Source organism: Promicromonospora sp. NPDC050262 (assembly GCF_040655935.1).
Lineage (GTDB): Bacteria > Actinomycetota > Actinomycetes > Actinomycetales > Cellulomonadaceae > Promicromonospora.
The window spans coordinates 236,140-261,175 of record NZ_JBFAKX010000009.1; the positions used below are offsets into that span (position 1 = coordinate 236,140).

A 25,036-nucleotide genomic window follows, 5' to 3' on the forward strand; every position below is an offset into this window, starting at 1 on the left:
ATGCCCGCCGCGGCGCACGTCGGCGGCAGCGCGTACAACGACCTGCTCGCCGCCACCGCCGTCACCGTCCTGTTCGGGCTGGCCGCGACGGCGGTCCGGCGCGGGCTCGACGCCCGGCTGATCGCCCTGCTGTCGCTGGTCGCGGCGACGTGCGCGCTGACCCGGCTGTCCGCCGCGCTCATCGCCGCCGTCGTCGCGGGCTTCGCCCTGGCCGCCGGGGCGGTGCGGGCCACGCAGGGCCGGGGCCGGTGGGCGCACGTCGGCGCACTGGCGCTGGCCGGACCCGGCGCCGTGCTGGCCACGAGCGGCTGGTTCTACCTGCGCAACCTGGAGCTGACCGGCACGGTCACCGGCTCGCACTTCGACTGGGCGCTGGCCAACCAGAACCGGCAGGAGCGTCCCGTGTGGGCGGTGCTCGCCGACCCGGAGACCTGGACCCGCCTGCCCGACCTGTTCTGGTGGGCCGGGCGGCTGCCCCCGAACACGGCGCTCACGCTCACGACGATGGTGGTCACCGCCGCGCTGCTCGTCTGGACACCCCTGGTGCTCGCGCTGGTCGCGGCGGTCCGACGCCGCCGGGCGGCCGCCCGGGGCCTCACCTCCTCCGTGCCGCCGGACGGGCCGGACGACGCGACGGCGCACAGCACCGACCGGCTGCTGCTGCTCGCCCTGCCCGTCGCTGCCGTCGCGGTCTCGGTGACCGTGCAGGTCACGTATGCCGCCAGCAGCGGCGGCGTCTACCCGCGGTACCTGCTCGTGGTCTCGCTCCCGCTGTGCCTCGCGATCGCGGCGGGCCTGGCGGTGCGGCCCCGGCTGCTCGTCCCCGCCTGGACCGCCCTGACGGTGGCGGACCTGGCGGTCTGGCTCTCGGTCGAGCTCGCCACGCCCGCGCCGCCCGGCTACTACGCCGAGCTGCCGCTGCCGGCCGCGGTCGTGGGCGTGCTCGCGGCCGGCGCCGTTGCCGTCTCGTCGACGCTCGCGCTGCGGGCGGTCCGGGACTCCGGGGCGACGCGCGCGAACCGGGCCGTGGCCACCACCGCGGCGATCGCCCCGGCCATGACCACGACGCCGACCGCCACGAGCTGAGCCCCGGTCAGGGGGCTCCACCCGGCCCAGCGGGCCGCGGCGTCGGCCACGGACTGCCCCGGGCCCTGGTAGAAACCCCAGAACCCGTAGGCGAGGCCGCTCGCGGAGACCAGGCCCGCCGCGACGACCACCCAGGGCGTGGCGCGGCGCAGGCGCGGCCCGAGCAGGGCGAGCAGGCCCAGCGCCGTCCCGGCGCTCAGCGCCAGGAGGCCCGCGAACAGGTAGCGGCCCTGCACGGCGGAGATCCAGCCGTGGGCCGCGTAGTCGGGCCAGGCGTTGACCAGCACGCCGCACCACAGCGCCACCGGCTGCAGCACCAGGACGGCGGTGGCGCGCCGCGCGGGACCGCGCAGCACGGCCAGCGCGCAGAGGGCCGCGACGACGACGGCCGCCGTCCAGAAGACGGCCTCGGGCACGCGGACCTCCAGCCAGCCGAAGTTGCCGAAGAACGACCTGGTCAGGCTGGTCACGACGGTCCGCAGGAAGTACCAGAGACCCCGGGGCTCCGCCTCGGGGAACCGGTCCGGGATGCCCACGGGCTGCACCGTGCCCAGCACCAGCAGGTTGCGCAGCCACCACCAGCCGCCGACGGCGAACGCCGCGCCGCCCGCCAACAGCGCACCGGCCGCACGCCGGACGCGCGGGCCGGACGCCAGGAGGTACGCGGCCACGACCACGGGCAGCGCGAACGCCGCCATCACCTTGGTGAGCAGCCCGAGGCCCACCGCCGCGCCGAGCGCGGCCGCCGTCCGCGGCCGCAGGTCGCCCGTGAGCACACGCACGCAGAGGTACCCGGTCATGGAGCCGGTGAGCGTGACGAGGGCGTCGTTGGTGACGCTGCCCAGGATGTGCCCCACCTGCGGCACGAACAGCGTGAACGACGCCGCCACGAGCGCCGCCGCCCGCGACCGCGACAGCCGGCGCACCGCCGCGGCGGCCAGCAGCGGCAGGGGCGCCAGCAGGACGACGTCGAACAGCCGCAGCGCCAGGAGCTGGAGGTCCCACCGCGCCTCGGCCAGGCCCGTGGCGTACAGCACGCCGGCCGCCACCGCGTAGTACAGCGGCGGGTGCTGGGTCATCTGGTCCACGGCCGAGGTCGCGAGGTGCCGCGTGCTGGTGCCCGGCGGCACCGGGTCGGCCAGGGCGTTCGCGCCGGTCACCGTGCCCCGCTCGGCGTCCGGGGTGGGCGGCACGCCGACGAACGCGGGGATGCCGTCGCGGTCGAGGTGCCGCCCGGGCACGTCGGTGTCCAGCGCGGCCTGGTCCCGCGCCGCGTCGACGGCGGGCCCCACCAGCGCCTCGCCGGCGGGCGGCCAGCCGCCGCCGTGCGCGAGGCGGAGCACGCTGTTGACGTGCTGCGGCTCGTCGGGGGCGCGGAACGCCGGGGTCAGCACCGCCCACAGCCCGCCGACCAGGACGACGAGCGCGGTGACCAGCGCCAGGGCTCTGCGGTACGCCGCCTCGGCGGGATCGTCGCGCACGCCCACAGGATAGGGGTGCGAGGTGACGTGAGCCCCTCGTCGTGGCGATGACCGATCGCACCCCCGATCCGACGTATCGTCAGTAGGTGCCTCCGTTTTCTCCTCGCGGCCGGAACCGGCGGTCGGGCCGTGGCTCCGGCCCTGCCGGCAGCTCGTCCAGCGGCTCCTCCGGCAACGGCTCCTCCGGTACCGGTTCCACCAGCGGCTCACCCGGCCCCACCGGGATCTCCAAGGCCTCGCAGGCCGACCTGCTCCGGCTCGCGGCCGCCCGCCCCGGCGCGCCCGGCGAGGCCTCCGGGCAGGATGCGGGGCCGCGGCGGCGGGACCGGCGCGGGCGCGGACTGCGCGGCCCGATGTTCCCGCCGGGCACCCCCGCGCACCGCACCCGCGCGCAGCGGTTCGACGACCTCGTGCTCGACGTCGTCGAGGACCTCGACCGGACCTGGGCCACGCACCTGCACGGCACCGAGTTCGCCGTGGAGGACGTGCCGCCGTCGGACCCCGCGCCGTGGGAGGACGGCGGCGTGCTGCTCGGACGCTTCTTCCCCGCCGAGGCCGGGCGCCCCGGCCGCGTGGTGGTCTATCGCCGTCCCGTGGAGGTACGGGCCGTCGACCTGGACGACCTCGCGGACCTGGTGCGCGACGTGGTCGTGGAGCAGGTGGCGCACCTGCTGGCCCGCACGCCCGAGGAGATCGACCCGAACTTCGGCGAGCGCTCCTAGGTCACGGGGTCGGTGGCCTCAGGGTCAGCCCGCGGCGTCGACCCGGCGCACGCGCACGTCGCCGTCCGCCGCGAGCGGCGGCGTCGGGGCCAGCACCGAGAACAGGCTCGCGTCGTCGGCCTGGACCAGCCGTACCGACCAGACCACCTCGGGCTGGTCGGCGGGCTGCTCCGCGACCACCGCCACGGCGTCGCCGAGTTCCTCCAGCTCGGACCAGCCCACCTCGACGGTCTGCCCCGCGGGCACGTCGACCGCATGCGTCCAGGCCACCTCGCCGTCCGGCCCGACGCCGCGCAGCGTGACCTCGGTGCTGCCGGTCGCGTCCTCGATCTCGTCGGGGCCGCGCTCGTCGGGCACGCCGCTCAGCGTCACGCCGTACACGGCGTCCTCCGGCACGGCGACCGCGCCGTCGGCGGTCCCGCCCGTCTGCTCGGCGCCCGTCTGCTCGGCGCCCGTCTGCCCGGCCACCGCCTGCCCGGCCAGCCAGGCCCGGTCGTACGGGTCCTCGTCGATCACGGCATCGTCCGCGGCGGCGCCCTTGCGGTCCACGGCCGCGCCGGCCACCACCGGCACGTCGGCGTCGACCACCACCGTGTAGCTCCCCGCGGGCAGGCCGCCCAGCGGCAGGGTCGTGACCTGCCCGGGTTCGAGCGGCAGCTCCTCGCCGCCGCGCAACCGGACCGGGCCGTCGGGCCCGAGCACCGCGAGCCGTGCCGTGCCGGCCCGGGTACCCGGCGTCAGCACGTCGAGGCGCGGGGCGTGCGGGTCGTCCACCGTCTCGCCCGTGCTGGTCACGCCCGAGACCGCCGTCGTCCGCGACGGCGCGCCGCCGCCCACGACGAGGTCCGCGCCCGCGGGCACGAGCCCCTCGATCCGGTGGTGCTGCACGTAGGCGCCCACCCGGCCGCCCTCGGCGGTGACGCGCAGCGCGAGGCGGCTCTGGTCGGGCGCGACGGCCTCCAGCATGGTGACCACCTGCTCCCCCGGGGGCACGACGACGAGCGACTGGCTCCCCAGCACCACCGGGCCGGACGCGCCCCAGGCCTGCAGGGTCACGGTGGCCGCGGTGCGGCCCGGGTTCTGCAGCACCAGGCGCCCGCTCGACCCCACGGAGGTGCTGCCGCCCACCAGCCAGTGCTCGACGGCGGGCTCCACGCACGGTCCGGCGACCAGGCCGCGCAGGTCGCCCTCGGTGGTCACGGACGCGACGGTCGCGGCCGCGTAGGTCGCCGTGCCCGGCGTCAGGCGCAGCACGCGCGCGCCCGGCAACCTGCCGTCGAGCACGGCCGCGTCGGTGCCCTGCTCCAGCGGCCCCGTGAGCTCCGCCTCCTGCTCGCCGTCGAGCGTCGTGACCGCCGGCTGCTCGCCGTCGGCCCCGTCGAGCACGGCCGCGGTCAGCGTCGTGGTCGTCGCGACGGGGGCCGCGCTGAACGCGTCGTCCCCGACGTCGGGCTGCTCCAGCTGCGCCGGCGTGGGACAGACCAGCCCTGTCTCGGTGGCCGCCACGGGGACGGAACGCGCGTCGTCGACGGCCGGGGCCGCGTCGCGGGCGGCGCCGCCCGGGGCGGCCGTACCCGTCGTGGCGAGGGCGCCGACCGCCAGCGCGCACAGCAGGGCGCCCACCGCGGCCGCGGCCCGCCGGACCGCGGACGGGACCGTCAGGTTCTTGCGCTTCATCGACCCCTCCTGCGTCCCACGGGCAGTGCCAGCAGGGCGAAGACCACCAGCGTGAACGTCGTCAGCACGAGCCAGGCCGTGCGGTGCGGCGCCTCGTAGCGGACCACGAGGTGCCCGGCGTCGGGGCCGAGCGTGAAGGCCTGCAGCCCGGCCGCCTCGTCCGCGGCGACGGGTTCCAGCCGCCGTCCGTCGAGGGACGCGTGCCAGCCCCGGCCCGCGGTCTCCGCCAGCACGACGACGCGGTCCGCGCCCCCGGCCGCGACCTCCGTGTGCACGGCCGTGCCGCCCGACGGCAGCACCTGGCGCGTGGCGCCGTCCTCCTCGATCCGCGCCCAGCCGGGCGCCGGCTCCTCGGCAGGCGCCACGCGCCACACCGAGACCGCCTGGCCCTCGGTCACGCGGCTCATGCCGGGCACCATGTCGAGCGTGGCCACGAGGTCGCCGACGGCGGGAGCGTCGGACCGGACCTGCACCGCGCCGATCCCCAGGTCGGCGAGCTGCTGCGGCACCCCCTCGGTCGCGCCGGACGTCAGCGCGGCGACGGCCACGTCGAGCGCGGCGGCCGGGTCGGTCGCCGGGTCGGTCGCCGGGTCCGCGGCCCGGTCGCCCGCGGGACGGGCGGCCACGCGCGGCGCCACGGAGGCGTCGGCGAGCTGCGAGCCGTCGGCCCGCAGCAGCGCGTACCGCACCGTGCCGTCGGTCGAGAAGCCCACCTGCAGCACGCGGGCCTGCCGGGGCGGCGCCTGCATCTGCTGCCCGACGGCGGGCACCACCGGGTCGGTCGTCACGTGCAGCATCCCGGACCGGCCGCCGTGCGCGACGCTGCCGGAGCCGGTCAGCCACACCACCGCCTGCGTCGCGGGGAGCAGCATCGCGACCACGGTCAGGCCGACGACGGCGACCGTGCGCGCCGCGCCCAGGACGCCGCGGAGCGGCGCCCCGTGCCCGGTGAGCACGCCGACGCCCGCGACCGCCGCGGCGCCGAGGCCGAGGAGCAGCAGGGACAGCCCGGGGCCGGCCCAGCGGCCGTCGTCCTGCGCGAGCACCGCCGCGGCGAGACCCGCGGCGGCGACCAGCCAGCCGACCAGCGACGTGGCCGCGACGTGCCGCGCGGCGTCCGTGCCGCCCGAGCGGCCGATCCCGGCGAGCGCGCCCACCAGCCCGAGCACCGCCAACGCGAGCACCAGCGCGCCGAGCACCCACGGCCCCGCCGCGACCACGGCGCCGGCGGCGGTGAGCAGGGGGCCGCCGTCTGGCATGTCGAACCATGCGCCGGGAGCGGCCGGCAGGCCGAGCAACAGCTCCAGACCGGAGGCCGTACCGGGGGCCGGGACGCCCGATCCCGCAAGGGGTTCGGCGGTCAGGAGGCCGCGGTCGCCGTCCCGCAGCGCCGTCCACCAGAGCGGCGCGCCGACCACGAGGGCCGGCACGAGGGCGAGCGCCAGGTGCGCCCGCCGGTGCGGGGCGACGAGCATCGCACCGGCCAGGACCAGGACCGCGGCGGGGAGCAGCACGGGCGCGCCCGCGACCACGCAGGCCAGCAGCAGGCCGCCCGCCCCGGCCGCGCCGAGCGAGCCGCTGCCGGCCCGTGCGGCGAACGCAGAGACGCCGGCCTCGCCGTCCGCGGCGTCCGGCGCGCCGTCGGCGTGCGCCACCCGGTCGACGGCCTGGGCGCCCACCGCGCGGACGAGCGCGACGGCGGTCCAGGGCAGCAGGGCGTGCACCAGCACGCCGCCGAGCAGGCCGCCGTCCAGGGCACCGAGGAATGCCGGGGCGACGGTCCACGCGAACGCGGCGAGCGTGCGCAGCCACACCGAGCGCGTCACCGTGCCCGCGGCGGCCCAGGCGCCGACGGCGGCCAGCGGCAGTGCCAGCAGGAGCAGCGCGTTCACCGCGTGCTGCAGGGTGCCGCCCGCGAGCACCGACAGCCCGGAGAGCACGAGGAGGAGAGGGTCGGCCGGTGCGGCCGTGCCGAGCCCGTCGCGCACCCAGCCGGACGTCGCCGCCGACCAGGTGGTCGCCGTCGTGCCGCCGGCCGGGAGCAGGGCCCCGCCGACCAGCCGCCCGCCTGAGGCGAGGGCGCCCAGCCCGGGACCGAACAGCGCCGCCGCGAGGCCCACGGCGGCGACCACGACCACGGCGAGCGCCGTCCGGCGCCGCACGGCCAGGACCTGCAGCTCGGCCTGCTCCAGCTCCGACGGCGCGGCGTCGACGCGATGGGCCTCGCCGCGGGCAAGCCGCTTGTCGCGCCGTTCCGCGGCGACCTCGCGCCAGGTGCCCAGGAGCGGCCGCAGCACGCTGCGGGGCACGGTCGAGGTGCGCGCGATCCGGCGTCGGGCGCGCAGCAGCGGACCCAGCCGGAACACCGCCCACAGCGGCGCGACCAGCTCGTCGCGCGCCCGGTCGGGGTGCTTCATGGCGAGCCGGTAGCTCGCGGCGAACGGCGCCCAGGCCACCATCGCGAGCATCACGAAGGGCAGGGCCCACGGCGCGACGGACGTGAGGCGCAGGTAGAGCTGGCTGCGGCGGCGCGCACCGGCCGAGCCGGGCGCGTGCAGGGCCACCTGCGCGTGCCGCACCACGGCGTCCGGCACCACGACGACGCGGTGGCCCGCGAGCCGCACGCGCCGGCAGAAGTCGGTCGAGTCGCCGAACTGGCCGTACGCCGGGTCGGTGCCGCCCACCTCGCGCCACACCGACGCGCGCACCAGCGCCCCGGCGAGCCCCACGGCGAGCACGTCCTCGCGCGAGTCGTGCTGCCCCTGGTCGATCTCGGTGTCGTCGATGCCGGTCATGCGCCTGCCGAGGGGCGACACGGTGTGCCCCACCTCGACCAGGACTCCCCGGTCGGCCGCGGCCGGGTCGAGCGGCAGCCCGTCCGGTCCCGACTCCCAGTGCCGCTGCTTGGCCCCGGCCACCGCCACGGCGTGGGAGTGCTCCACCGCCCGCGTCAGCGCTGCCAGTGCGCCGGGCGCGGGGGCGGAGTCGTCGTGCAGGAACCAGAGCCAGCCGCGATCCGGCGCCCCGGTCGCGGCGAGCATCGCCTGGACCGCCTCACCGAAGCTGCGGGCACCCGCACCGGCCACGTACCGGGCGCCGCCGAGCTGCAGGTCCTGGTGGCCGGACGTCGCGGGGGCGGTGTCGACGTCGACCACCACCACGTCGTCCGGGGTGCGCGACTGAGCACGCAGCGCGGCGAGCGTGGCAGCGAGGTAGGGGCTGCTGCCGCGCGTCACCACGACGGCGGTCACCGTGACCGCCACGGGCGGCTGCACGGAGGGCTGGGCCGGGACCTTGGCCCACACCGGACCCGCCGGGGCGGCATGGGAGCCCCGGTCCGGGCTGGGGGCCGACAGGCTGTCGGTACGTGGAGCGCTCATCTCGCCTCACATCATGCGGCGCGTCTGTGCCGACACGCCGCAGACGCGCCGGTCGGGCGCCGAACGGTGCGCTGCTTGCGCTCCCCCTGCCGAGCCCGCCTGGAGGGGGACGTGTCACACGGCGCGGCGCTTGAGCTTGCGGCGCTCGCGCTCCGAGAGACCGCCCCAGATGCCGAACCGCTCGTCGTTCTCCAGCGCGTAGTCCAGGCACTCCGCGCGGACCTCGCAGCCCGAGCAGACCTTCTTGGCCTCGCGTGTGGACCCGCCCTTCTCCGGGAAGAAGGCCTCCGGGTCGGTCTGCGCGCACAGGGCGCGCTCCTGCCAGCCGAGCAAGGACTCGTCCGGCTCCGTCAGCACATACAGCTCACCGAAGAGGGGCAGGACCGGTGCCACCGGTGCCACCTCGCTCTCAGCGTCAGTCGGGAACTCCACGTCCGATTCCAGCATGTTCCACATGACGTGCCCCTCCATGCCGTGTCCGTGCCCCGAGGCCTGGCCGGTAGATCGTGTGATCGACCGACCCATCAAGCCTGACTGGCCAGACCTGCAGTTTCAGGCCCCGTTGCGTATTCGCTACGAAAACTGCATACATGGAATTACACGCGTGTCGCCTGGAGTCGTCAAGCGGAAATGTGCTATCGCCCACGGGTTCCACGGGTAATTCACGAGTCCTTCCGCAGGTCGTGGCGCACGTCTCACTCGCCGGCCGCCTTTCCGGCCTGCGAAACCTCCGGCGCGCCGACACGCCGGAGTGTCCTTGCGGCCCCCTGCGGACAATGGCCGGTGAACCAGCGGACCGGCGACCGCGATAACGATCAGGTCGGGATGTGGGGCGCGTGTCCGACATGCCGCTCGAGGTGCGCCACGCACGCAGCACGCGCACACACCCGTCACCCCGCGCACGACGCCGCGCCACGACCTCCCCCTGGGTTCACACCTAGGCTGGCCGCATGCAGATCGCGCCTCGCACCGGCGGCTCCGTGCCCGACGTCGCCTCGCTCCTCGCCCGCCTCGCCGCCGACGGCGGCCGGCCGCGCCTGACCTGGTACGGCGACGACGGCGAGCGGGTCGAGCTCTCCGGCGCCGTCCTCGCCAACTGGGCCAGCAAGACGGTCAACCTGCTCGTCGAGGAGTTCGACGCCGCGCCCGGCACCACCGTCGTGGTCGACCTGCCCGTGCACTGGCGCACCGCCGTCTGGGCGCTGGCCGCCTGGCGGACCGGCGCGACGGTCGCCCTGGCCGACGCCGGCGTGGCCGCCCCGGACGTGGTGGTCACCGACACGCCGGAGCAGTGGGCGGACGGCGGGGCGGACCTCGTCGTCGTCTCCCTGCCCGCGCTCGCCCGGAAGTACGACGGCGACCTGCCGCCCGGCGCCGTCGACGCGGCCTCGGCCGTGATGACCTACGGCGACGCGATCGCCTGGGTGCCCGAGGTGGACCCCGACCAGGACGCGCTGGTGACCGCCGCGGGCACCGTCGGGCACAAGGTGCTGGTCCCGGAGCCCGGCGACGGGGCACGCGTGCTCGTCGACGGGCGCGCGCCCGTCGCGGACGTGCTCCGCGACCTGCTCGGCATCTGGGCCGGCGGCGGGTCGGTGGTCCTCACGTCGTCCGCCACGGCCGCCGCGCTGGAGGCGGACGACGACCGTCTCGCGCGCCTGCGCGGCAGCGAACGTATCGACTGAACCGGGCAAAGCCCGGACCACAGAATTGCCCCGGGCCATCACCCGGCACGGACCGGTCGAAAAGGGCCCAGGACAATCGGGCCAGGGCTTCTCCACGAACCCTCTACGGTCCGCCCCCGGGCGGTGCGCCGCCGTGCAACATGCAGCCTCTAGGATCGGTGGCCGTGACATTTCCCGACTTCAGCGCCTCTGGTGCGACGAACCCCTCCCGGGGACCGTCCCACGCCCGGGCGCTGGGACAGCTGAGCAGCGTGTCCCGCGCGATCGCCATGGTGGTCGTCGCGGTCCTCTCGCTGGCCGTTGCCGGCGGCGCTGCCGCGGTGACCCAGCTGACCGGGAACATCGAGACCGCCGACATGGCGGCGCTCGGCACGAACCGGCCCAAGCAGGTGCTCCCGAAGGACCCGAACGCGGGCACCCCGCTGAACATCGTGGTGATGGGCAGCGACTCGCGCAGCGGGGACAACGACGCGCTGGCGGGCGGCGGCGAGATCGGCGCCCGCTCGGACACGACCGTCGTCATGCACATCTCGGGCGACCGGTCGCGGGTCGAGATGATCTCGATCCCCCGCGACTCCACGGTGGACGTCCCGAGCTGCACCACGGCCGACGGCGCGACCACGGCCGAGCTGTACGGCACCAAGTTCAACGCCGCGTTCTCGCAGGGCGTGCAGGTGGGCCAGACCGTCGCCGACGGCGCCCTGTGCACCGTCAAGACCATCGAGGGGCTGACCGGCGTCTACATGGACGGCTTCATCGTGGTGGACTTCGCCGGCTTCTCGTCGATGGTCGACGCCGTGGGCGGCATCGACGTCTGCGTCGAGGAGCCCATCTACTCCGAGAAGGCCAACCACCTGTCGCTGGACACGGGGCTGCACACGCTCAAGGGCGTCAAGGCCCTCGACTACGCCCGCGCCCGGACGGGCCAGGGCCTGGGCGACGGCTCCGACCTGGGCCGCATCGGCCGGCAGCAGGAGGTCATGGCCTCGCTCGCCCGCAAGGTGCTGAGCCAGGAGGTGCTGACCAACCCGTCGAAGACGCTCAAGCTGCTCAACGCGGTCACCGGCTCGCTCACCATGAACGAGGAGCTGGCCAGCATCGACGGACTCGCCGGGTTGGCCTACTCCATGCGGAACGTACGGCCTGACACGATCACGTTCATGACCGTCCCCAACGAGTACGACCCGAACAACACGGCTAACGTCGTGTGGACGGACGATGCCGTACAGCTGTGGGACAACGTCAAGCACGACAGGCCGCTCGACAGCGACCCGGACGACCCGTCCGCGGACCCCTCGGGTTCCGCGACGGACGACGGTACGGCGACGGGCGAGGAGAGCACGGAGACCGACGCGGGGACCGATACCGGGACCGACGCCGGAACAGAGGCCGGCGACGGTTCCGAGACGGAGCCCACGCCGGAGTCGACCGAGATCAAGCAGGCCGGTGAAGAGGCCTTCACCGGCGCCGACACCACCAAGGTCTGCGGCTGAGCCCATGTCAGATCCCAGAACGTCGAACCGTTCGGCCCCGCAGGCCGACGACGACGTCACGCGTGTCCGGATCCCGCCCAGCTTCACGCCTCAGGGCGCGAGCGGGCGTCCGGGCGCCGACGACGCCATCCCGGTCGGTGACACGGGCGAGCGCCCGCGAACCGTCCCCGGCGGTGCGTCGAGCAGGCAGCAGCAGGGCGGACCCGCTAATGCGGAGACGCCCGGCGTCGGGGTTCCCGGCGTCGGTGGCGCCCACCGCATCGGACGGCCGGAAGGCTCCGACGAGGCGCGCTACGAACCACGTATCCGTCGACAGTCTTCACGGGAGGTACCGGTGTCCGGCGAGCGCAGGGGGACGAATCCCCCGCCCGTTCCACCACGAAGGTCGGGGCTGCCCGCGCGCAGCGAGTCCGCCGGGCAGGTGCCGAGATCCATCCCGCCGCGGTCGGCCCCGCCGAGCAACGGCGGCCAGCCGCCGCAGGCCATCCCGCCGGGCAGGCCGGTCCGGGCGAGCGCCGGGCCCGTGCGCCCGACGCCGGTGCGCAGCGCTCCCCGTCCCGCGGCCGGCGGCAACGGCCGGGGTGGGGGCTACCCGCAGCAGGGCGCCCTCGCCTCGGGCGGGCGCGGCGGCCGGGGCGGCAGCACCATCCGCATCCGCAAGGGCCGCGTGGCCGGCGTCATCGCGGTGCTCGTGCTCCTGGCGGTCCTCGCGTGGCCGATCGGTCTGCTGATCTGGGCCAACGGCAAGATCCAGCACGTCGAGGCGCTGTCCGGCGCGGACAACACCCCGGGCACCACCTACCTGCTCGCCGGCTCGGACGCCCGCGGCAGCGGCGGCATCGACGACTCCACGAGCGGCGCCCGTACCGACACGATCATGCTGCTGCACAAGCCGCGGTCGGGTCCGGTCGCGCTCATCTCGATCCCCCGTGACGTCTACGCCGAGATCCCCGACGTCGGCGGCGACAAGATCAACGCGGCCTACTCGTACGGCGGCGCTCCGCTCCTGGTCAAGACCGTGGAGCAGCTCAGCGGGCTGACCGTGGACCACTACGTCGAGGTGGGCTTCGGCGGCGTCTCGGGCGTCGTGGACGCCGTCGGCGGCGTGCGGCTGTGCCTCGACTACGACGTGCACGACGTGAAGTCGAAGCTCAAGTGGGAGAAGGGGTGCCACATGGCGGACGGCAAGACCGCCCTCGCGTTCTCCCGCATGCGCTACTCCGACCCGACGGGCGACATCGGCCGCGCACAGCGTCAGCAGCAGGTCATCGCCCAGATCGGCAAGAAGGTCGCCGACCCGGGCGTGCTGCTCAACCCGGCCTCGCAGGTGGGGCTCGCCGACGCCGGCCTGGCCGCCGTCGTGACCGACACCGACACGGGCATCATCGACGTCGCGATGCTGGGGCTGGCCTTCCGGTCCGCGAACGGCGACGACGGCGTGACCGGCACCCCGCCGATCGCGACGATCAACTACCGGACGCCTGCGGGCGCCTCCGCCGTGCTGCTGGACGAGAACCAGACCGGCGAGTTCTGGGCCAAGATCCGCGACGGCGAGTACCCGGCGGGCGAGAAGATCGGCGGCATGCCGGGCTCCTGACCCGCGCTCCCCGCTACATGTCAGACGCCCGGGTCCCTCGAGGGACCCGGGCGTCTGACATGTCCGGGAGCGGGCCGGATCAGAGCTGGGCGCGCAGCTTCTCGCCCTTGGCGTGCGCCACCGCGCTCAGCTCCTCCTGGAACGCTTCCATGCGCTCGCGCAGCGCCGCGGCCTCGTCGCCCGCGCCGGACGCGAGGATCCGCGCCGCGAGCAGCCCCGCGTTCCGCGCCCCGCCGATCGACACCGTCGCGACCGGCACGCCCGCCGGCATCTGCACGATGGAGAGCAGGGAGTCCATGCCGTCGAGGTACTTCAGCGGCACCGGTACCCCGATCACGGGCAGCGGCGTCACCGACGCCAGCATGCCGGGCAGGTGCGCGGCCCCGCCCGCGCCCGCGATGATCACGCGCAGCCCGCGGCCGGCGGCCTGCCGACCGTAGTCGATCATCTCGGTGGGCATGCGGTGCGCGGAGACGACGTCGACCTCGACCGGCACGCCGAACTCGCCCAGCGCCTCGGCCGCCGCCTGCATGACGGGCCAGTCGGAGTCGGACCCCATCACGATGCCGACCTGCGGGTTGGTGCTCATGCGTTCGCCTCTTCCTCGGTGGTCGCGGCCGCGACGGCGGACGCGGCGGCGGGTGCCGGCGCGACGGCGTCCGGCGTCTCGCCGCGCAGCAGCGCCGCGGCCGCGATCGCCCGCCGCCGCACCTCGTCCAGGTCGTCGCCGCTCACGTTCACGTGGCCCAGCTTGCGGCCGGGCCGGATGCCCTTGCCGTACAGGTTGACGCGCGCCTCCGGGAACGCGGCGAGCACGTCCGGCAGCGCGTCGGTGAGCTCGTCCAGCGTCGAGCCCAGCACGTTCGCCATGACGGTCCAGGTGGCCGTCGGCTCCGCCGAGCCCAGCGGCAGGTCCAGGACGGCGCGCAGGTGCTGCTCGAACTGGCTGGTCACGGCGCCGTCGATCGTCCAGTGCCCGCTGTTGTGCGGGCGCATCGCGAGCTCGTTGACCAGCACCGTCGGCGTCCCGTCCGGCCCGGGCACCTCGAACAGCTCGACGGCCAGCACGCCGGTCACGTCCAGGCCCTCGGCCACGGTCGCCGCGATCTCGCGGGCCCGCGCGTCGAGGCCGGCGGACAGGCCCGGCGCGGGGGCGATCACCTCGGAGCAGACGCCGTCCCGCTGGATCGACTCCACGACGGGCCAGGGCCGCACCTCGCCGGACGGCCGGCGGGCGACCAGCGCCGCGAGCTCCCGCGTGAACGGCACCTTCTCCTCGACGAGCAGCTGCGGGCCGCCGTCGGCCACCGCCGCGAACCAGTCGGCGACGTCGTCCGGGGAGGTGACCACCCGCACGCCCTTGCCGTCGTAACCACCGCGGGAGGTCTTCACCACCGCGCTGCCACCCACCTCCGTCAGGAAGGCCGCCAGGGCGGCCCGCCCGTCCTCGGGGGACGACGCCGGGAGCGGCGCCCACCGCGGGCACGGCACGCCGAGCTCGGTCAGGCGCTGCCGCATCACGATCTTGTCCTGCGCCTGCACCAGCGCGTGCGGTCCGGGCCGCACGGGCGTCCCGTGCTCGATCAGGTCCGTGAGCAGCGCGTTCGGCACGTGCTCGTGCTCGAACGTGAGCACGGCGGCGGCGCGGTCGCCGTCGGGCGCGATCAGCGAGCGGATCGCCGCCTCGTCGGACGCGACGCCCACCGGGGCGTCGGTGACGACCTGCGCCGCGGACGACGCCGGGTCCTCGACCAGGACGCGCAGCCGGATGCCCAGCTCGCCGGCGGCGGGGGCCATCATGCGGGCGAGCTGCCCGCCGCCGACGACGGCTACGACAGGTGGGCCGGACTGACGGGAATCTGTTGCACTCACGTCGGTGAAGCCTACCGGCGGCCGCGCACCTTCTTCTGCCCGAGGGTGGAGATCTTCGACCCGACAGGCAGCACCTGGTGCGGGTCGAGGGTCTTCGGCACGCCCGAGAGGAACACGGAGAACACCGGCGGGGTGCGCTGCGTGAGCTGCAGGTTGCCGCCGTCGGCCGCGACGAGGTCGCGCGCGAGGGCGAGGCCCAGGCCCGTCCCCGCGCCCGACGTGACGCCGCGCTCGAAGATCTTGCCCTGCATGTCCTCGGGCACGCCGTCGCCCTCGTCCGTGACCTCGACGGCCATGGCGCCGCGCTGTCCCTCGCGGATCCGGAGCGTGGTGGTGCCGCCGCCGTGCTTGAGCGAGTTCTCCAGCAGGGTGGACAGCACCTGGGCGAGCGCACCCGGGGTCGCCAGCACGCGGGCGCCGCCCGAGTCCTCGACGTTCAGGTGGCGACCGGCCCGCTCGAAGGACTCGCGCCACTCCTCCTCCTGCTGGAGGAAGACGACGGCGACGTCCACCGACTCGGTGGTGCCACCCTGCGCGCGCCGGGAGCGGGCGAGCAGGTCGTCGACCACGCCGACCAGACGTTCCACCTGTTCGAGCGAGATCCGGGCCTCCTCCTGCACCTCGGGCTCGCTGGAGGTGAGCGTGATCTCCTCCAGGCGCATCGTCAGCGCCGTCAGCGGCGTGCGGAGCTGGTGCGAGGCGTCGGACGTGAACTGCCGCTCCACGGCGAGCCGCGCCGCGAGCCGGTCCGAGCTGCGGGCCAGCTCCGCCGCCACCAGGTCGATCTCCTCCACCCCGGAGGGATCCAGCCGTGGACGCACCTGTCCCGCGCCGAGCTGTTCCGCCGACGCCGCGAGGTACACGAACGGCTGCGCCAGCCGGTTGGCCTGCCAGGCCGCCGTGACCGCGCCGGCGGCGAAGGCCCCCACGCTGCCGAACACGACGAGCACCACGACGTTGATCGCCTTGATGTACGCGGGCCAGGCCGAGACCGAGACCAGCACGCCCATGACGGGCTGCTCCTCGGAGATGAGCCCGCGCTCGATCGTGGCGCCGGCGATGGGCTCGCCCGAGGTGAGCTGCATGCCGTTCGGCTGGTTCACGGTCACGTAGGCGACGATGTCGTTGCCCTGCGGCTGCACCGCCCGGTCCAGGACCGACTGGTCGACGAACCCGGCCTCGGCGGCGGAGCGGTTGCGCTCGTAGGAGTTGACGGAGGAAGCCAGGAGGTCCTGCACCCGGGTCTCGACCCGCTGTTCTTCCTGGCCGTAGATGTAGCGGGCACCGAAGATCGCGAGCGGGATGCCCAGGAGCAGGACCGCGACCGCAACCGCGGCGATCGTCGCCTGCAGTACGCGGGCGCGCATCTGGCTAGCTCGCCCCGATCTCGAAACGGAAGCCGAGACCGCGCACGGTGGAGACGTAGCGCGGGGCGTTCGCGTCGTCACCGAGCTTGCGGCGCAGCCACGAGACGTGCATGTCCAGCGTCTTGGTGGAACCGACCGGGTCGGAGCCCCACACGTCGCGCATCAGCGTGTCGCGGACGACCACGGAGCCGGCGTTCTGCACGAGGACGCGCAGCAGGTCGAACTCCTTGGTGGTCAGGTGCAGCTCGCGCTCGCCCTGGAAGGCGCGGTGCGCGGAGACGTCGACACGGACGTCCTGCGCGTGCAGCTCCTCCTCCTCGCCGGTCTCGCCGTGCGAGCGGCGCAGGAGCGCCCGCACGCGGGCGAGCAGCTCGGCCAGGCGGAAGGGCTTGGTGACGTAGTCGTCGGCACCGGCGTCGAGGCCCACGACGAGGTCGACCTCGTCGGCACGGGCGGTCAGCACCAACACGGGCACGGTGAGGCCGTTGGCCCTGATCTCGCGCGCGACATCGAGCCCGTCCATGTCGGGAAGGCCCAGGTCCAGAACTACGATGTCCGCACCGGTCGAGCTCTCGATCGCACCTTTGCCGGTTCCTTGCACGACGACGTCGTATCCCTCACGGGAGAGCGCTCGTGCCAACGGCTCGGCAATGGCCGGGTCGTCCTCGGCTAGGAGTACGTGAGTCATTTCGCCATCGTAGGGCATAACCGACGCTCTGGCGCTACCCGGTCACGGCTCTTGACAGCCGTCATACCGAATCCTTTCGGCTGACACCGCCATGGCGCAAGTGCTACCACGGTATGACGCGCCGGCGCAACGGTTCCACCTACTCTGACCTGCATGGGTTGGTACGAACAGTGGCAGGGGTGGACGGAGCGGCACAGGTTCCTCGTGGACCTCACGTGGACCGTCCTGCTCGGGCTCCTCGCGCTGGTCACCTCGACCGACCTCTACTCGTCCGGACCGACGACACAAGCCGTCATCATCTCCGCCTCCGTGCTCGCCCCGATGCCGTGGTGCCGCACCCGCCCCGTGATCTCCTGCGCCCTGGTCTTCGTCGCCTGCATGGTGCACATGACGTTCCTCGGGGTGCCGATCGTCCTGCCCGCGGACCTCGTCGTGCTCGTGTCGCTGTACTGCGTCACCGTGTACGGGCCCCGGTGGTCCTACCTGGCGGCCGGCGGCGCCGCGGTCGTCGGGGTGCTGACCCTCGGCATCTCCGGCTGGCTCCACTTCGGCAGCAGCCTCGCGCACGGGATCCCCACGATGATCGGGGCCGGCTCCCTGCTGGCCACCGCCTTCGCCCTGGGCCTGGTGCGCCGGTCCCGCCGCCTGATGATGGAGGCGCTGCGCGACCGCGCCGAGCGCCTCGAGATCGAGCGCGACCAGCAGGCGCAGATCGCCACGGCCGCCGAGCGGGCCCGCATCGCCCGCGAGATGCACGACATCGTGGCCCACTCCCTGTCCGTGGTCATCGCGCAGGCCGACGGCGGACGGTACGCCGCGGCCGCCGACCCCGCGGCCGCCCAGCGCTCGCTGGGCACCATCGCCGAGACCGGCCGTGCGGCGCTGGCCGACATGCGCCGGCTGCTCGGCGTGCTGCGCGAGGGCCCGGACGACGGCGGCATCCCGCTCGGCCTGGTCGCGCCGGACCGCGCATCGTCGGGCCACCCCCGGCCGGCGTTCGGCGCGGGCGGCACCGCGACCGGTCCCGATGGCGACCGGGCGGAAGCCGCGCCCTCGGCGGGGGCCGGGGCGCCCGACGGCGGGGCGCCGCTGCGCCCCCAGCCCGACGTCACGGACCTGCGCGACCTCGTGGACCAGGCCCGGGACGACGGCCTGCGCGTCTCCTGGGCCCGGGTGGGCGTCGAGCGGCGGCTGCCGCCCGGCGTCGGGCTCACGCTGTTCCGGGTGTGCCAGGAGGCGCTCACCAACGTGCGCAAGCACGCCGGCCCCCGGCCCGCCGTCACCCTGCTGCTCCGCTGGGGCGAGGACGAGGTGGAGCTCCGCGTGGACGACGACGGCCGCGGCCTCGCTGCGGCCGGCTCCGCCGACGCGGCGGAACCGCAGCCCGCGGCCGGGTTCGGCCTGCTGGGGATGCGGGAGCGCGCCGAGATGTTCGGCGGGACGCTCACCGCCGGGCCGCGCGGCGGCGGCGGGTTCTCGGTCCGGTTCGTCGTGCCGATCCCGCGGGCCGAGGCCCCCGAACCGACCGCGCCCGCGGAGCCCGCCCAGCCCGTCGCGCGCACCACCGAACCGAGCACCACGCCGAAGGAGAACGATGACTGACACCCTCGACGCGCCCGTACGGGTCGCCCTGGTCGACGACCAGCCGCTGGTCCGCGCCGGGCTGCGGATGGTGATCGACTCCCAGCCCGACCTGCGGGTGGTGGTCGAGGCCGACGACGGCCGCGACGCGCTGCGCCTGCTCGCCGCCACGGCGTCCGACGTGGTGCTGATGGACGTGCGCATGCCGGGGATGGACGGGCTGTCCGCGACCCGGGCGCTCCTGGGCGAGGGCGGTGTCGCGGCGGGCGACCCCCGCGTCGTCGTGCTCACCACGTTCGACCTGGACGAGTACGTGCTCGACGCGATCCGGGCCGGGGCCAGCGGGTTCCTGCTCAAGGACGCACAGCCGGAGGAGCTGCTCACGGCGATCCGCACCGTGCACCAGGGCGACGCGGTGATCGCGCCGTCGTCCACGCGGCGGCTCATGGAACGCCTGGTCACGGCGCTGCCGCCCGAGGAGGCGGCGGGTCCGCAGGAGGCGCTGGCCGCCCTCACGGGCCGCGAGCGCGAGGTCCTGGTGCTCATGGCGCGCGGGCGGTCCAACACGGAGATCGCATCCGACCTGTTCGTCGCGGAGGCGACGGTCAAGACGCACGTGGGCCGCATCCTCGCGAAGCTCGACGCGCGGGACCGCGTCCAAGCCGTGGTGACGGCCTACGAGACGGGCCTGGTCCGCCCGGGCGCCTGACGGGTCACTCGGCGGCGAGCGCCGCGACCGGGTGGGTGCGGACGGCGGCGCGGGCGGGCACCACCGAGGCGAGCAGCCCGGCGACGAGCGCGACGGCGAGGACGACCCCCACCTCGGTCCACGGGACGACGAGGGGCACCTGGCCGAGCACGGACAGGGCGGTCGTGGCGCCCACCCAGCCGTACACGAGGCCCAGCACGATGCCCAGCACCGCGCCGACGCCGGCGATGACCATGCCCTCGACGGCGAGCGTGGCCCGGAGCTGGCCGCGCGAGAGCCCGATGGCCCGCAGCATCGCGTTCTCCCGTGTGCGCTCGATGACCGACAGCGACAGGGTGTTGGCCACACCGACCAGCGCGATGAGTACGGCGACCGTGAGCAGCCCGACCACGATGCCGAGGATCACGTCGACCATCTGCTGGTAGGCGGACCGTTCGACGACGGTCCCGGTGACGCCGACGGTCTCCCCCGTGGTCGAGACCGCCGCCTGCACGGCGGAGACGACGTCGGCGGCGTCGCGGTCGTCGTCGACCTGCGCCCAGACCTCGCCGGGGGCCAGGCCCGGGGCGAAGGCGGCGAGGTCCTGGGGAGTCAGGTAGGCGCGGTCGGAGCGGGAGCCGCTGTGCACGACGTCGAGCGTCACCCGGCCGCCCGGGCCGGTGAGCACGAGCGTGCCGGCGCCCTCGAGGTCGTACAGCTCGGCCGCCCGCTGCGGCACGACGATCGTGCCGGGCCGCAGCCGGCCGGCGTCGGCGGGGGTGTTCGCGACGGACCGCAGGTCGTCGGGGTCGACGGCGGCGACCTGCACGGGTGTGCCCCCGTCCGCCCGCCGGGCCGACGCGTTCGTCACCGGGACCACGGCGCCCAGGCCGTCCACGCCGGCCAGGGCGTCGATGACGACGACGGGCACGGCAGCCGCCGCGCCGTCGGCGTCGTGCGCGGTGCTGGTGACGCGCAGGTCGACCGGGAACCGGGCGTCGAGCTGGTCGTTCATGGTGAGGCGGGCGCTGGCGGCGCCCGTGGTCATCATCGAGACCAGGGTGACGCCGATGAGCAGGGCGGTGGAGGTCGCCGCCGTCCGCCGGGGGTTGCGCAGCGCGTTGGCGGACGCGAGGCGGGCCGTGGCGCCCCCGGCGCCGGCCAGGCGCCCGAAGACCGCGGCGACCCGGGGCAGCCAGAAGACGGACCCCACGATGATGCCGACGAGCGACACGGAGCCGCCCAGGACCGCGGCGAACAGCCCGGTGTCGATGCTGCCGGACCTGCCCAGGGCCACGCCGGCGGCCATCACCGCGAGCCCGCCCAGGGTGGCGAACCCCGCGAACACCGCACGGGCCCGGCCGGTCCCGGACGGGTCGAGGCCCGCGGCGGGGCGCAGCGCGGCGAGCGGGGCGACGCGCGACGCGGCCCGCGCCGGGGCGACCGCGGCGGCGAGGGTGACCAGCAGCCCGGCCGCGAGCGGCACGAGGAACGCGGTCGGGGTCAGGGGGATCGTCCGCGGCAACGCGACCCCGAGATCGAAGGCGGGCGCGACCAGGAGCCCGGCCTGCACGAACAGCGAGCCGACGGCGATGCCCGCCACCGAGGCGACCGTGCCGAGGAGCGCCGCCTCGAGCAGGACGCTCCGGTGGATCTGCCCGGTGCCCGCGCCCACGCAGCGCAGCAGCGCGAGGGTGTGCGAGCGCTGCGCCACCAGCACCTGGAACGTGTTGGCGATGACCAGGCCCGCGACCACCAGGGACACGGCGGCGAGCGCCAGGACGAACACGAGGTAGACGATGTTCTGGCCGCCCGAGATCCCCGCCACCACGTCCTCGGCGTACTCCTCGGGGGTGGTGACGCCGGTGGCGGACGGGACGGCCGCCGCGAGGGCGCTCCGGACCGCCGCGACGGCGGCCTCGTCGCCGGGCCGGTCGAGAGCGACGACGACGGTCCGCATGCCGGGCGCCGCGGCGGCCCCGGCCCCGGCGAGCTGTCGCTCAAGCGCCGCCGGGGTGACGACGGCGACGCCGCCACCCGCGGCGTACGCCGAGACGGGGTCGTCGACCAGACCCGACACCGTGAGCTTCTCGACGGCCTCCTGGCCGCCGTAGCACTCGGCACCGCGCTCGCCGAGGCCGGGCTTGCCGGGGCCGGGCTTGCCGGCCCGCAGGCAGCGCGTCGACGAGACGGTGTCGCCCACGCCGACGCCGAACAGCTCCGCGACGTCCACGGGGAGGGCGATGCGGTCGGGGCCGTCCGGCCAGACGCCGTCGGCGAGGACGAGGGGCGTCAGCCGGGGGTCGGACGGCGCCGCGACGAGCGACTGGCGGACCGTCCGGCCGCCGCGGGCGAGCTCCACGTACGTGCCGCGGAACCCGTCGGCCGCCGCGACGCCGTCGACGGCGCGCACCGCGTCGACGTCGGCCGGCGTCATCGTGCCCGCCCGGTCGAAGACCACGAGGTCCGCGTCCGCGTACTGCGCGGCCACCTGGTCGTACGTGGTGCGGGTGACGACGGTGCCGGCCTGCAGCGTCGCGGCGACGAACGCGGTGCTGATGAGCACCGCGAGCCCCGCCGCGACGAGCCGGCCGAGGCTGTGCCGCATCTGCGCGAGCGTGAGCCGGATGGTGGGGCCGACGGTCAGCACGCGCGGCCTGGCCGGTCCGACGGGAGGTACACGATGGGTGTCCACGGGATCTCTCCTCGGGTCGACGAGGCTGCTGCGTGCTGACCGTCCGTGCCGGGCGCTACTCCGCGGCGAGCGCCGCCACGGGGTGGGTGCGCACGGCGGCCCGCGCCGGCACGACCGAGGCGACCAGCCCCGCGACGAGCGCGACGCCGAGCACCAGCGCGATGTCGGTCCACGGGACCACCAGCGGCACCTCGCCCATCACGGACAGCGCGGTCGCGGCGCCGGCCCAGCCGTACAGCAGGCCCAGCAGGACGCCGAGCACGGCGCCGACCCCCGCGATGAGCATCCCCTCGATGGCGAGGGTGGCCCGGAGCTGCCCCTTCGAGAGCCCGATGGCCCGCAGCATGGCGCTCTCGCGGGTCCGTTCGATGACGGACAGCGACAGGGTGTTGGCCACGCCGATCAGCGCGATGAGCACCGCGACGGCGAGCAGTCCGACGACGATCCCGAGGATCACGTCGATCACCTGCTGGAACGAGTTCCGTTCTACGACCGCGCCGGTCACCTCCACGACCTCGTCGGTGGTGGACACGGCGTCCTGCACCGCCGCGACGGTGCCGGCCACGTCCTCGCCGTCCGCCACGCCGGCCCAGACCAGGTTCGGCCTCAGGTCGGGGTAGATGGCCGCCAGGTCCTCCGGCACCATGAACGCCCACGCGTACTGCACGTCGCTGCCGACGACGTCGAGCGTCGTCGTGCCCCCGGGGCCCTTCAGCTCGATCTCGTCGAGCCCCTCGAGCCCGTAGCTGGTGGCGACCTGGTCCGGGACCACGAGCGTGCCCGGCCGCAGGTCCCCGAGCTCGTCGGGGGTGTTGACGACGGCGCGCAGCGCGTCGGGCGCGACCGCGATCGCTGGGACCACCGGCCCGTCCTCGTCGGCGGTCGTCGCGGTGACCGAGGTGACCTCGGTGACGCCGCGCAGCCCGGGGACGCCGTCGACGGCGTTCGTGACCACCGACGGCACGGCGGCCTGCTGGCCGTCGTCGTCGTAGGTGGTGGACGCGACCTCCAGGTCGACCGGGTACCGCGCGTCGAGCTCGTTGTCCATGGAGACGCGGGCGCTGGCCGCGCCCGTCGTCATCATGCCGACGAGGGTGACGCCGATGAGCAGCGCGGTCGACGTCGCCGCCGTCCGCCGCGGGTTGCGCAGGGTGTTCGCCGCCGCGAGGCGGGCGGACGGGCCCGTCGAGCCGACCAGCCGGCCGATGCCCGCGGTGACCTTGGGCAGCCAGAAGACCGAACCGACGATCACGCCGATCAGCGACACGGTGCCGCCGCCGACGGCGGCCAGCAGGCCGAGGTCGATGGTGCCCCGCAGCCCGAGCACGACGCCCAGGCCGAGCACCGCGAGGCCGCCCACCGTGGCGAGGACGGCGAAGACGGCGCGGACGCGCCCGGCGCCCTTCTGCAGGGTGGGCGCGTCGCTCGGCCGGAGCGCGGCGAGCGGCGCCACCCGGGCCGCCGCGAGGGCGGGGGTGAGGGCGGCGACGAGGGTCACGACGATGCCGACGGCGAGCGGCGCGACGAACACAGGCCAGCTCAATGTGATGGCCTGGGGCAGCGGCACGCCGAGGTCGAAGGCCGGCGCGATCATGAGCCCGGCCTGGACCAGAGCCGAGCCGAGGACGATCCCGACGACGGACGCGACGGTGCCGAGGATCGCGGCCTCCAGCAGCACGCTGCGGTAGAGCTGCCCTGTCGTCGCGCCGACGCAGCGCAGCAGCGCCAGGGTGCGGGCGCGCTGGGCGACGAGCACCTGGAACGTGTTGGCGATGACGAGGCCGGCGACGACGAGGGCCACGGCGGCGAAGGTCATGACGAAGACGAGGAAGATGATGTCCTGGCCGCCCGACATGGAGGCGACCGACTTCTCGGCGTACTCCTCGGTCGTGGTGACGTCGGTGGCCGCGGGGACGGCGGCAGCGAGGGCGGCACGCACCTCGTCGACGGCGTCGGCGTCGGCCGACGGGTCGAGCGCGACGACGACGGAGCCGGCGGTCGGCTCGGTGCCGGGCCCCGCCTCGTCGGCGCGCCACTGCGCGAGCGTCTGCTGCGCCACCACGGCGGCGCCGCCCATCGCGCCGTAGGCGGCGTACGGGTCGTCGACGAGACCGGTGACCGTCAGCTTGTCGACGACCTCCTCGCCCCCGTACATCTCGCTGCCGTCGTCGGCGATCTCCGGCTCGCCCGCGACCCACCGGGACGACGCGACGACGTCGCCGATGCTCACGCCGAGGCGCTCGGCGACGTCGGCGGGGAGCGCGATCTCGGAGTCCTTGGCGGGCCAGGCGCCATCGGCGACCTCGAGCGGGGTGAGCCGCTCGTCCGACGCCGTGCCGACGATGCCCTGGAAGATCGAGGTGCCGGCGTGGTTGAGCTCCGTGTAGGACATGGCCTGGGTGTCGGCGGCGACGACGCCCTCGACGCCCCGGACGGCCTCGACGTCGGCGTCGGTCAGGGACTCGTTGTCGTCGAAGACGACGAGGTCGGAGTCGGCGAGGCCCGCCGCGACCTGGTCGTAGGTGGTGCGCGTGATGACGTTGCCGGCCAGCAGCGTCGCCGCGACGAACGCGGTGCCGATGGTGATCGCGATGCCCGCGGACGCGAGGCGTCCGAGGCTGCGGCGCATCTGCGCGAGGGTGAGGCGTGCGGACGGTGCGGTGCCGGCCATCAGGCGCCGGCCCCGGTGGTGACGGCGGGTTCGAGGGTGCGCAGGGCGTCCAGCCCGGCCATGGCGGACTCCGGTGTCGGGTCGGAGATGTCGCCGGCGATGCGGCCGTCGGCGATCAGCACGACCCGGTCCGCGTACGCGGCCGCGGACGGGTCGTGGGTGACCATGATGATGGTCCGGCCCAGCTCGCGCACGGAACGACGCAGGAAGGACAGGACCTCCGCGCCGGAGCGGGAGTCGAGGTTGCCGGTGGGTTCGTCGGCGAACACGACGTCGGGCTGCGCGATCAGGGCGCGGGCGATCGCGACGCGCTGCTGCTGCCCGCCGGAGAGCTCTCCGGGGCGGTGGGTCAG

Annotated in this window: 17 protein-coding genes; 6 read left to right on the plus strand and 11 right to left on the minus strand. The window is 75.3% G+C overall.

All coding sequences use genetic code 11. The features are described from left to right. Positions 1-902 precede the first annotated feature (902 nt). The gene (locus tag AB0I29_RS15910) at positions 903-2,567 is read right to left on the minus strand and encodes a DUF2142 domain-containing protein (RefSeq protein WP_357482963.1); all 1,665 of its coding nucleotides are present in this window, start codon (positions 2,565-2,567) and stop codon (positions 903-905) included. A gap of 86 nt (positions 2,568-2,653) precedes the next feature. Here AB0I29_RS15910 and AB0I29_RS15915 point away from each other — a divergent pair, with 86 nt between their 5' ends. Continuing rightward, the gene (locus AB0I29_RS15915) at positions 2,654-3,289 is read left to right on the plus strand and encodes a metallopeptidase family protein (RefSeq protein WP_357482968.1); all 636 of its coding nucleotides are present in this window, start codon (positions 2,654-2,656) and stop codon (positions 3,287-3,289) included. Between the two features lie 24 nt (positions 3,290-3,313). Here the strand turns inward: AB0I29_RS15915 and AB0I29_RS15920 are convergent, their stop codons facing one another. The 3 genes from AB0I29_RS15920 to AB0I29_RS15930 form a co-directional block, all read right to left on the minus strand. Next, positions 3,314-4,966, minus strand: coding sequence for a DUF5719 family protein (locus tag AB0I29_RS15920; protein WP_357482972.1), 1,653 nt, complete (start codon positions 4,964-4,966; stop codon positions 3,314-3,316). Continuing rightward, positions 4,963-8,346: a glycosyltransferase gene (locus AB0I29_RS15925; RefSeq protein WP_357482977.1), complete on the minus strand. Its 3,384-nt coding sequence runs from the start codon at positions 8,344-8,346 to the stop codon at positions 4,963-4,965. The genes AB0I29_RS15920 and AB0I29_RS15925 overlap by 4 nt, the downstream gene beginning before the upstream one ends. Before the next feature lie 114 nt (positions 8,347-8,460). Continuing rightward, complete coding sequence (locus AB0I29_RS15930; protein ID WP_285108429.1) at positions 8,461-8,802, minus strand: WhiB family transcriptional regulator; 342 nt, start codon at positions 8,800-8,802, stop codon at positions 8,461-8,463. Positions 8,803-9,296: 494 nt separating this feature from the next. Here AB0I29_RS15930 and AB0I29_RS15935 point away from each other — a divergent pair, with 494 nt between their 5' ends. From AB0I29_RS15935 to AB0I29_RS15945, 3 genes are all read left to right on the plus strand, one after another. Then, positions 9,297-10,031, plus strand: a complete 735-nt coding sequence (locus AB0I29_RS15935; protein WP_357482983.1) for a TIGR03089 family protein — start codon at positions 9,297-9,299, stop codon at positions 10,029-10,031. A gap of 164 nt (positions 10,032-10,195) precedes the next feature. Continuing rightward, complete coding sequence (locus AB0I29_RS15940) at positions 10,196-11,524, plus strand: LCP family protein (protein ID WP_357482988.1); 1,329 nt, start codon at positions 10,196-10,198, stop codon at positions 11,522-11,524. 421 nt (positions 11,525-11,945) lie between these two features. Beyond that, on the plus strand, positions 11,946-13,121 hold the full coding sequence (locus AB0I29_RS15945; protein WP_285108186.1) for an LCP family protein: 1,176 nt from the start codon (positions 11,946-11,948) through the stop codon (positions 13,119-13,121). Between the two features lie 79 nt (positions 13,122-13,200). On the opposite strand, the gene purE is transcribed toward AB0I29_RS15945, so the two are convergent. Genes purE through AB0I29_RS15965 form a run of 4 tightly spaced genes read right to left on the minus strand, consistent with a single transcriptional unit; the run spans position 13,201 to position 17,048 of the window. Then, positions 13,201-13,710 carry a 5-(carboxyamino)imidazole ribonucleotide mutase gene (gene purE / locus AB0I29_RS15950; protein WP_285108184.1) on the minus strand — a complete coding sequence of 170 codons (510 nt, stop codon included), beginning with the start codon at positions 13,708-13,710 and terminating at the stop codon, positions 13,201-13,203. Continuing rightward, entirely contained in the window at positions 13,707-14,993 is a 1,287-nt protein-coding gene (locus AB0I29_RS15955) for a 5-(carboxyamino)imidazole ribonucleotide synthase (RefSeq protein ID WP_357482998.1), read from the minus strand. The genes purE and AB0I29_RS15955 overlap by 4 nt, the downstream gene beginning before the upstream one ends. Positions 14,994-15,004: 11 nt before the next feature. Next, a complete protein-coding gene (locus AB0I29_RS15960) occupies positions 15,005-16,360 on the minus strand; it encodes a HAMP domain-containing sensor histidine kinase (RefSeq protein WP_285108180.1) in 1,356 nt (451 codons plus the stop codon). A 4-nt stretch (positions 16,361-16,364) separates the two neighbouring features. Next, entirely contained in the window at positions 16,365-17,048 is a 684-nt protein-coding gene (locus tag AB0I29_RS15965) for a response regulator transcription factor (protein WP_357483004.1), read from the minus strand. 153 nt (positions 17,049-17,201) lie between these two features. On the opposite strand from AB0I29_RS15965, the gene AB0I29_RS15970 reads away from it, so the two are divergent. Then, the gene (locus AB0I29_RS15970; RefSeq protein ID WP_357483007.1) at positions 17,202-18,650 is read left to right on the plus strand and encodes a histidine kinase; all 1,449 of its coding nucleotides are present in this window, start codon (positions 17,202-17,204) and stop codon (positions 18,648-18,650) included. Next, on the plus strand, positions 18,643-19,338 hold the full coding sequence (locus AB0I29_RS15975; protein WP_357483010.1) for a response regulator transcription factor: 696 nt from the start codon (positions 18,643-18,645) through the stop codon (positions 19,336-19,338). Before AB0I29_RS15970 ends, AB0I29_RS15975 begins: the two co-directional genes overlap by 8 nt. Before the next feature lie 4 nt (positions 19,339-19,342). On the opposite strand, the gene AB0I29_RS15980 is transcribed toward AB0I29_RS15975, so the two are convergent. From AB0I29_RS15980 to AB0I29_RS15990, 3 genes are all read right to left on the minus strand, one after another. Continuing rightward, positions 19,343-22,012 (minus strand): FtsX-like permease family protein, encoded by a 2,670-nt coding sequence (locus AB0I29_RS15980; RefSeq protein ID WP_357483013.1) that lies wholly within the window; start codon positions 22,010-22,012, stop codon positions 19,343-19,345. A gap of 55 nt (positions 22,013-22,067) precedes the next feature. Then, a complete protein-coding gene (locus AB0I29_RS15985; protein WP_357483016.1) occupies positions 22,068-24,641 on the minus strand; it encodes an FtsX-like permease family protein in 2,574 nt (857 codons plus the stop codon). Positions 24,642-24,682: 41 nt separating this feature from the next. Further along, positions 24,683-25,036 (minus strand): ABC transporter ATP-binding protein (locus AB0I29_RS15990; RefSeq protein ID WP_357483019.1); only part of this gene is annotated, 354 nt, incomplete at its 5' end.

Excerpts from the sequence above, each read along its gene's own strand:
- AB0I29_RS15930 (WP_285108429.1), bottom strand. The coding sequence starts at position 8,802 with ATGTGGAACATGCTGGAATCGGACGTGGAGTTCCCGACTGACGCTGAG.
- AB0I29_RS15970 (WP_357483007.1), top strand. The coding sequence starts at position 17,202 with ATGGGTTGGTACGAACAGTGGCAGGGGTGGACGGAGCGGCACAGGTTC.
- AB0I29_RS15975 (WP_357483010.1), top strand. The coding sequence starts at position 18,643 with ATGACTGACACCCTCGACGCGCCCGTACGGGTCGCCCTGGTCGACGAC.
- AB0I29_RS15925 (WP_357482977.1), bottom strand. The coding sequence starts at position 8,346 with ATGAGCGCTCCACGTACCGACAGCCTGTCGGCCCCCAGCCCGGACCGG.
- AB0I29_RS15985 (WP_357483016.1), bottom strand. The coding sequence starts at position 24,641 with ATGCGCCGCAGCCTCGGACGCCTCGCGTCCGCGGGCATCGCGATCACC.
- AB0I29_RS15965 (WP_357483004.1), bottom strand. The coding sequence starts at position 17,048 with ATGACTCACGTACTCCTAGCCGAGGACGACCCGGCCATTGCCGAGCCG.
- AB0I29_RS15935 (WP_357482983.1), top strand. The coding sequence starts at position 9,297 with ATGCAGATCGCGCCTCGCACCGGCGGCTCCGTGCCCGACGTCGCCTCG.
- AB0I29_RS15920 (WP_357482972.1), bottom strand. The coding sequence starts at position 4,966 with ATGAAGCGCAAGAACCTGACGGTCCCGTCCGCGGTCCGGCGGGCCGCG.
- AB0I29_RS15960 (WP_285108180.1), bottom strand. The coding sequence starts at position 16,360 with ATGCGCGCCCGCGTACTGCAGGCGACGATCGCCGCGGTTGCGGTCGCG.
- purE (WP_285108184.1), bottom strand. The coding sequence starts at position 13,710 with ATGAGCACCAACCCGCAGGTCGGCATCGTGATGGGGTCCGACTCCGAC.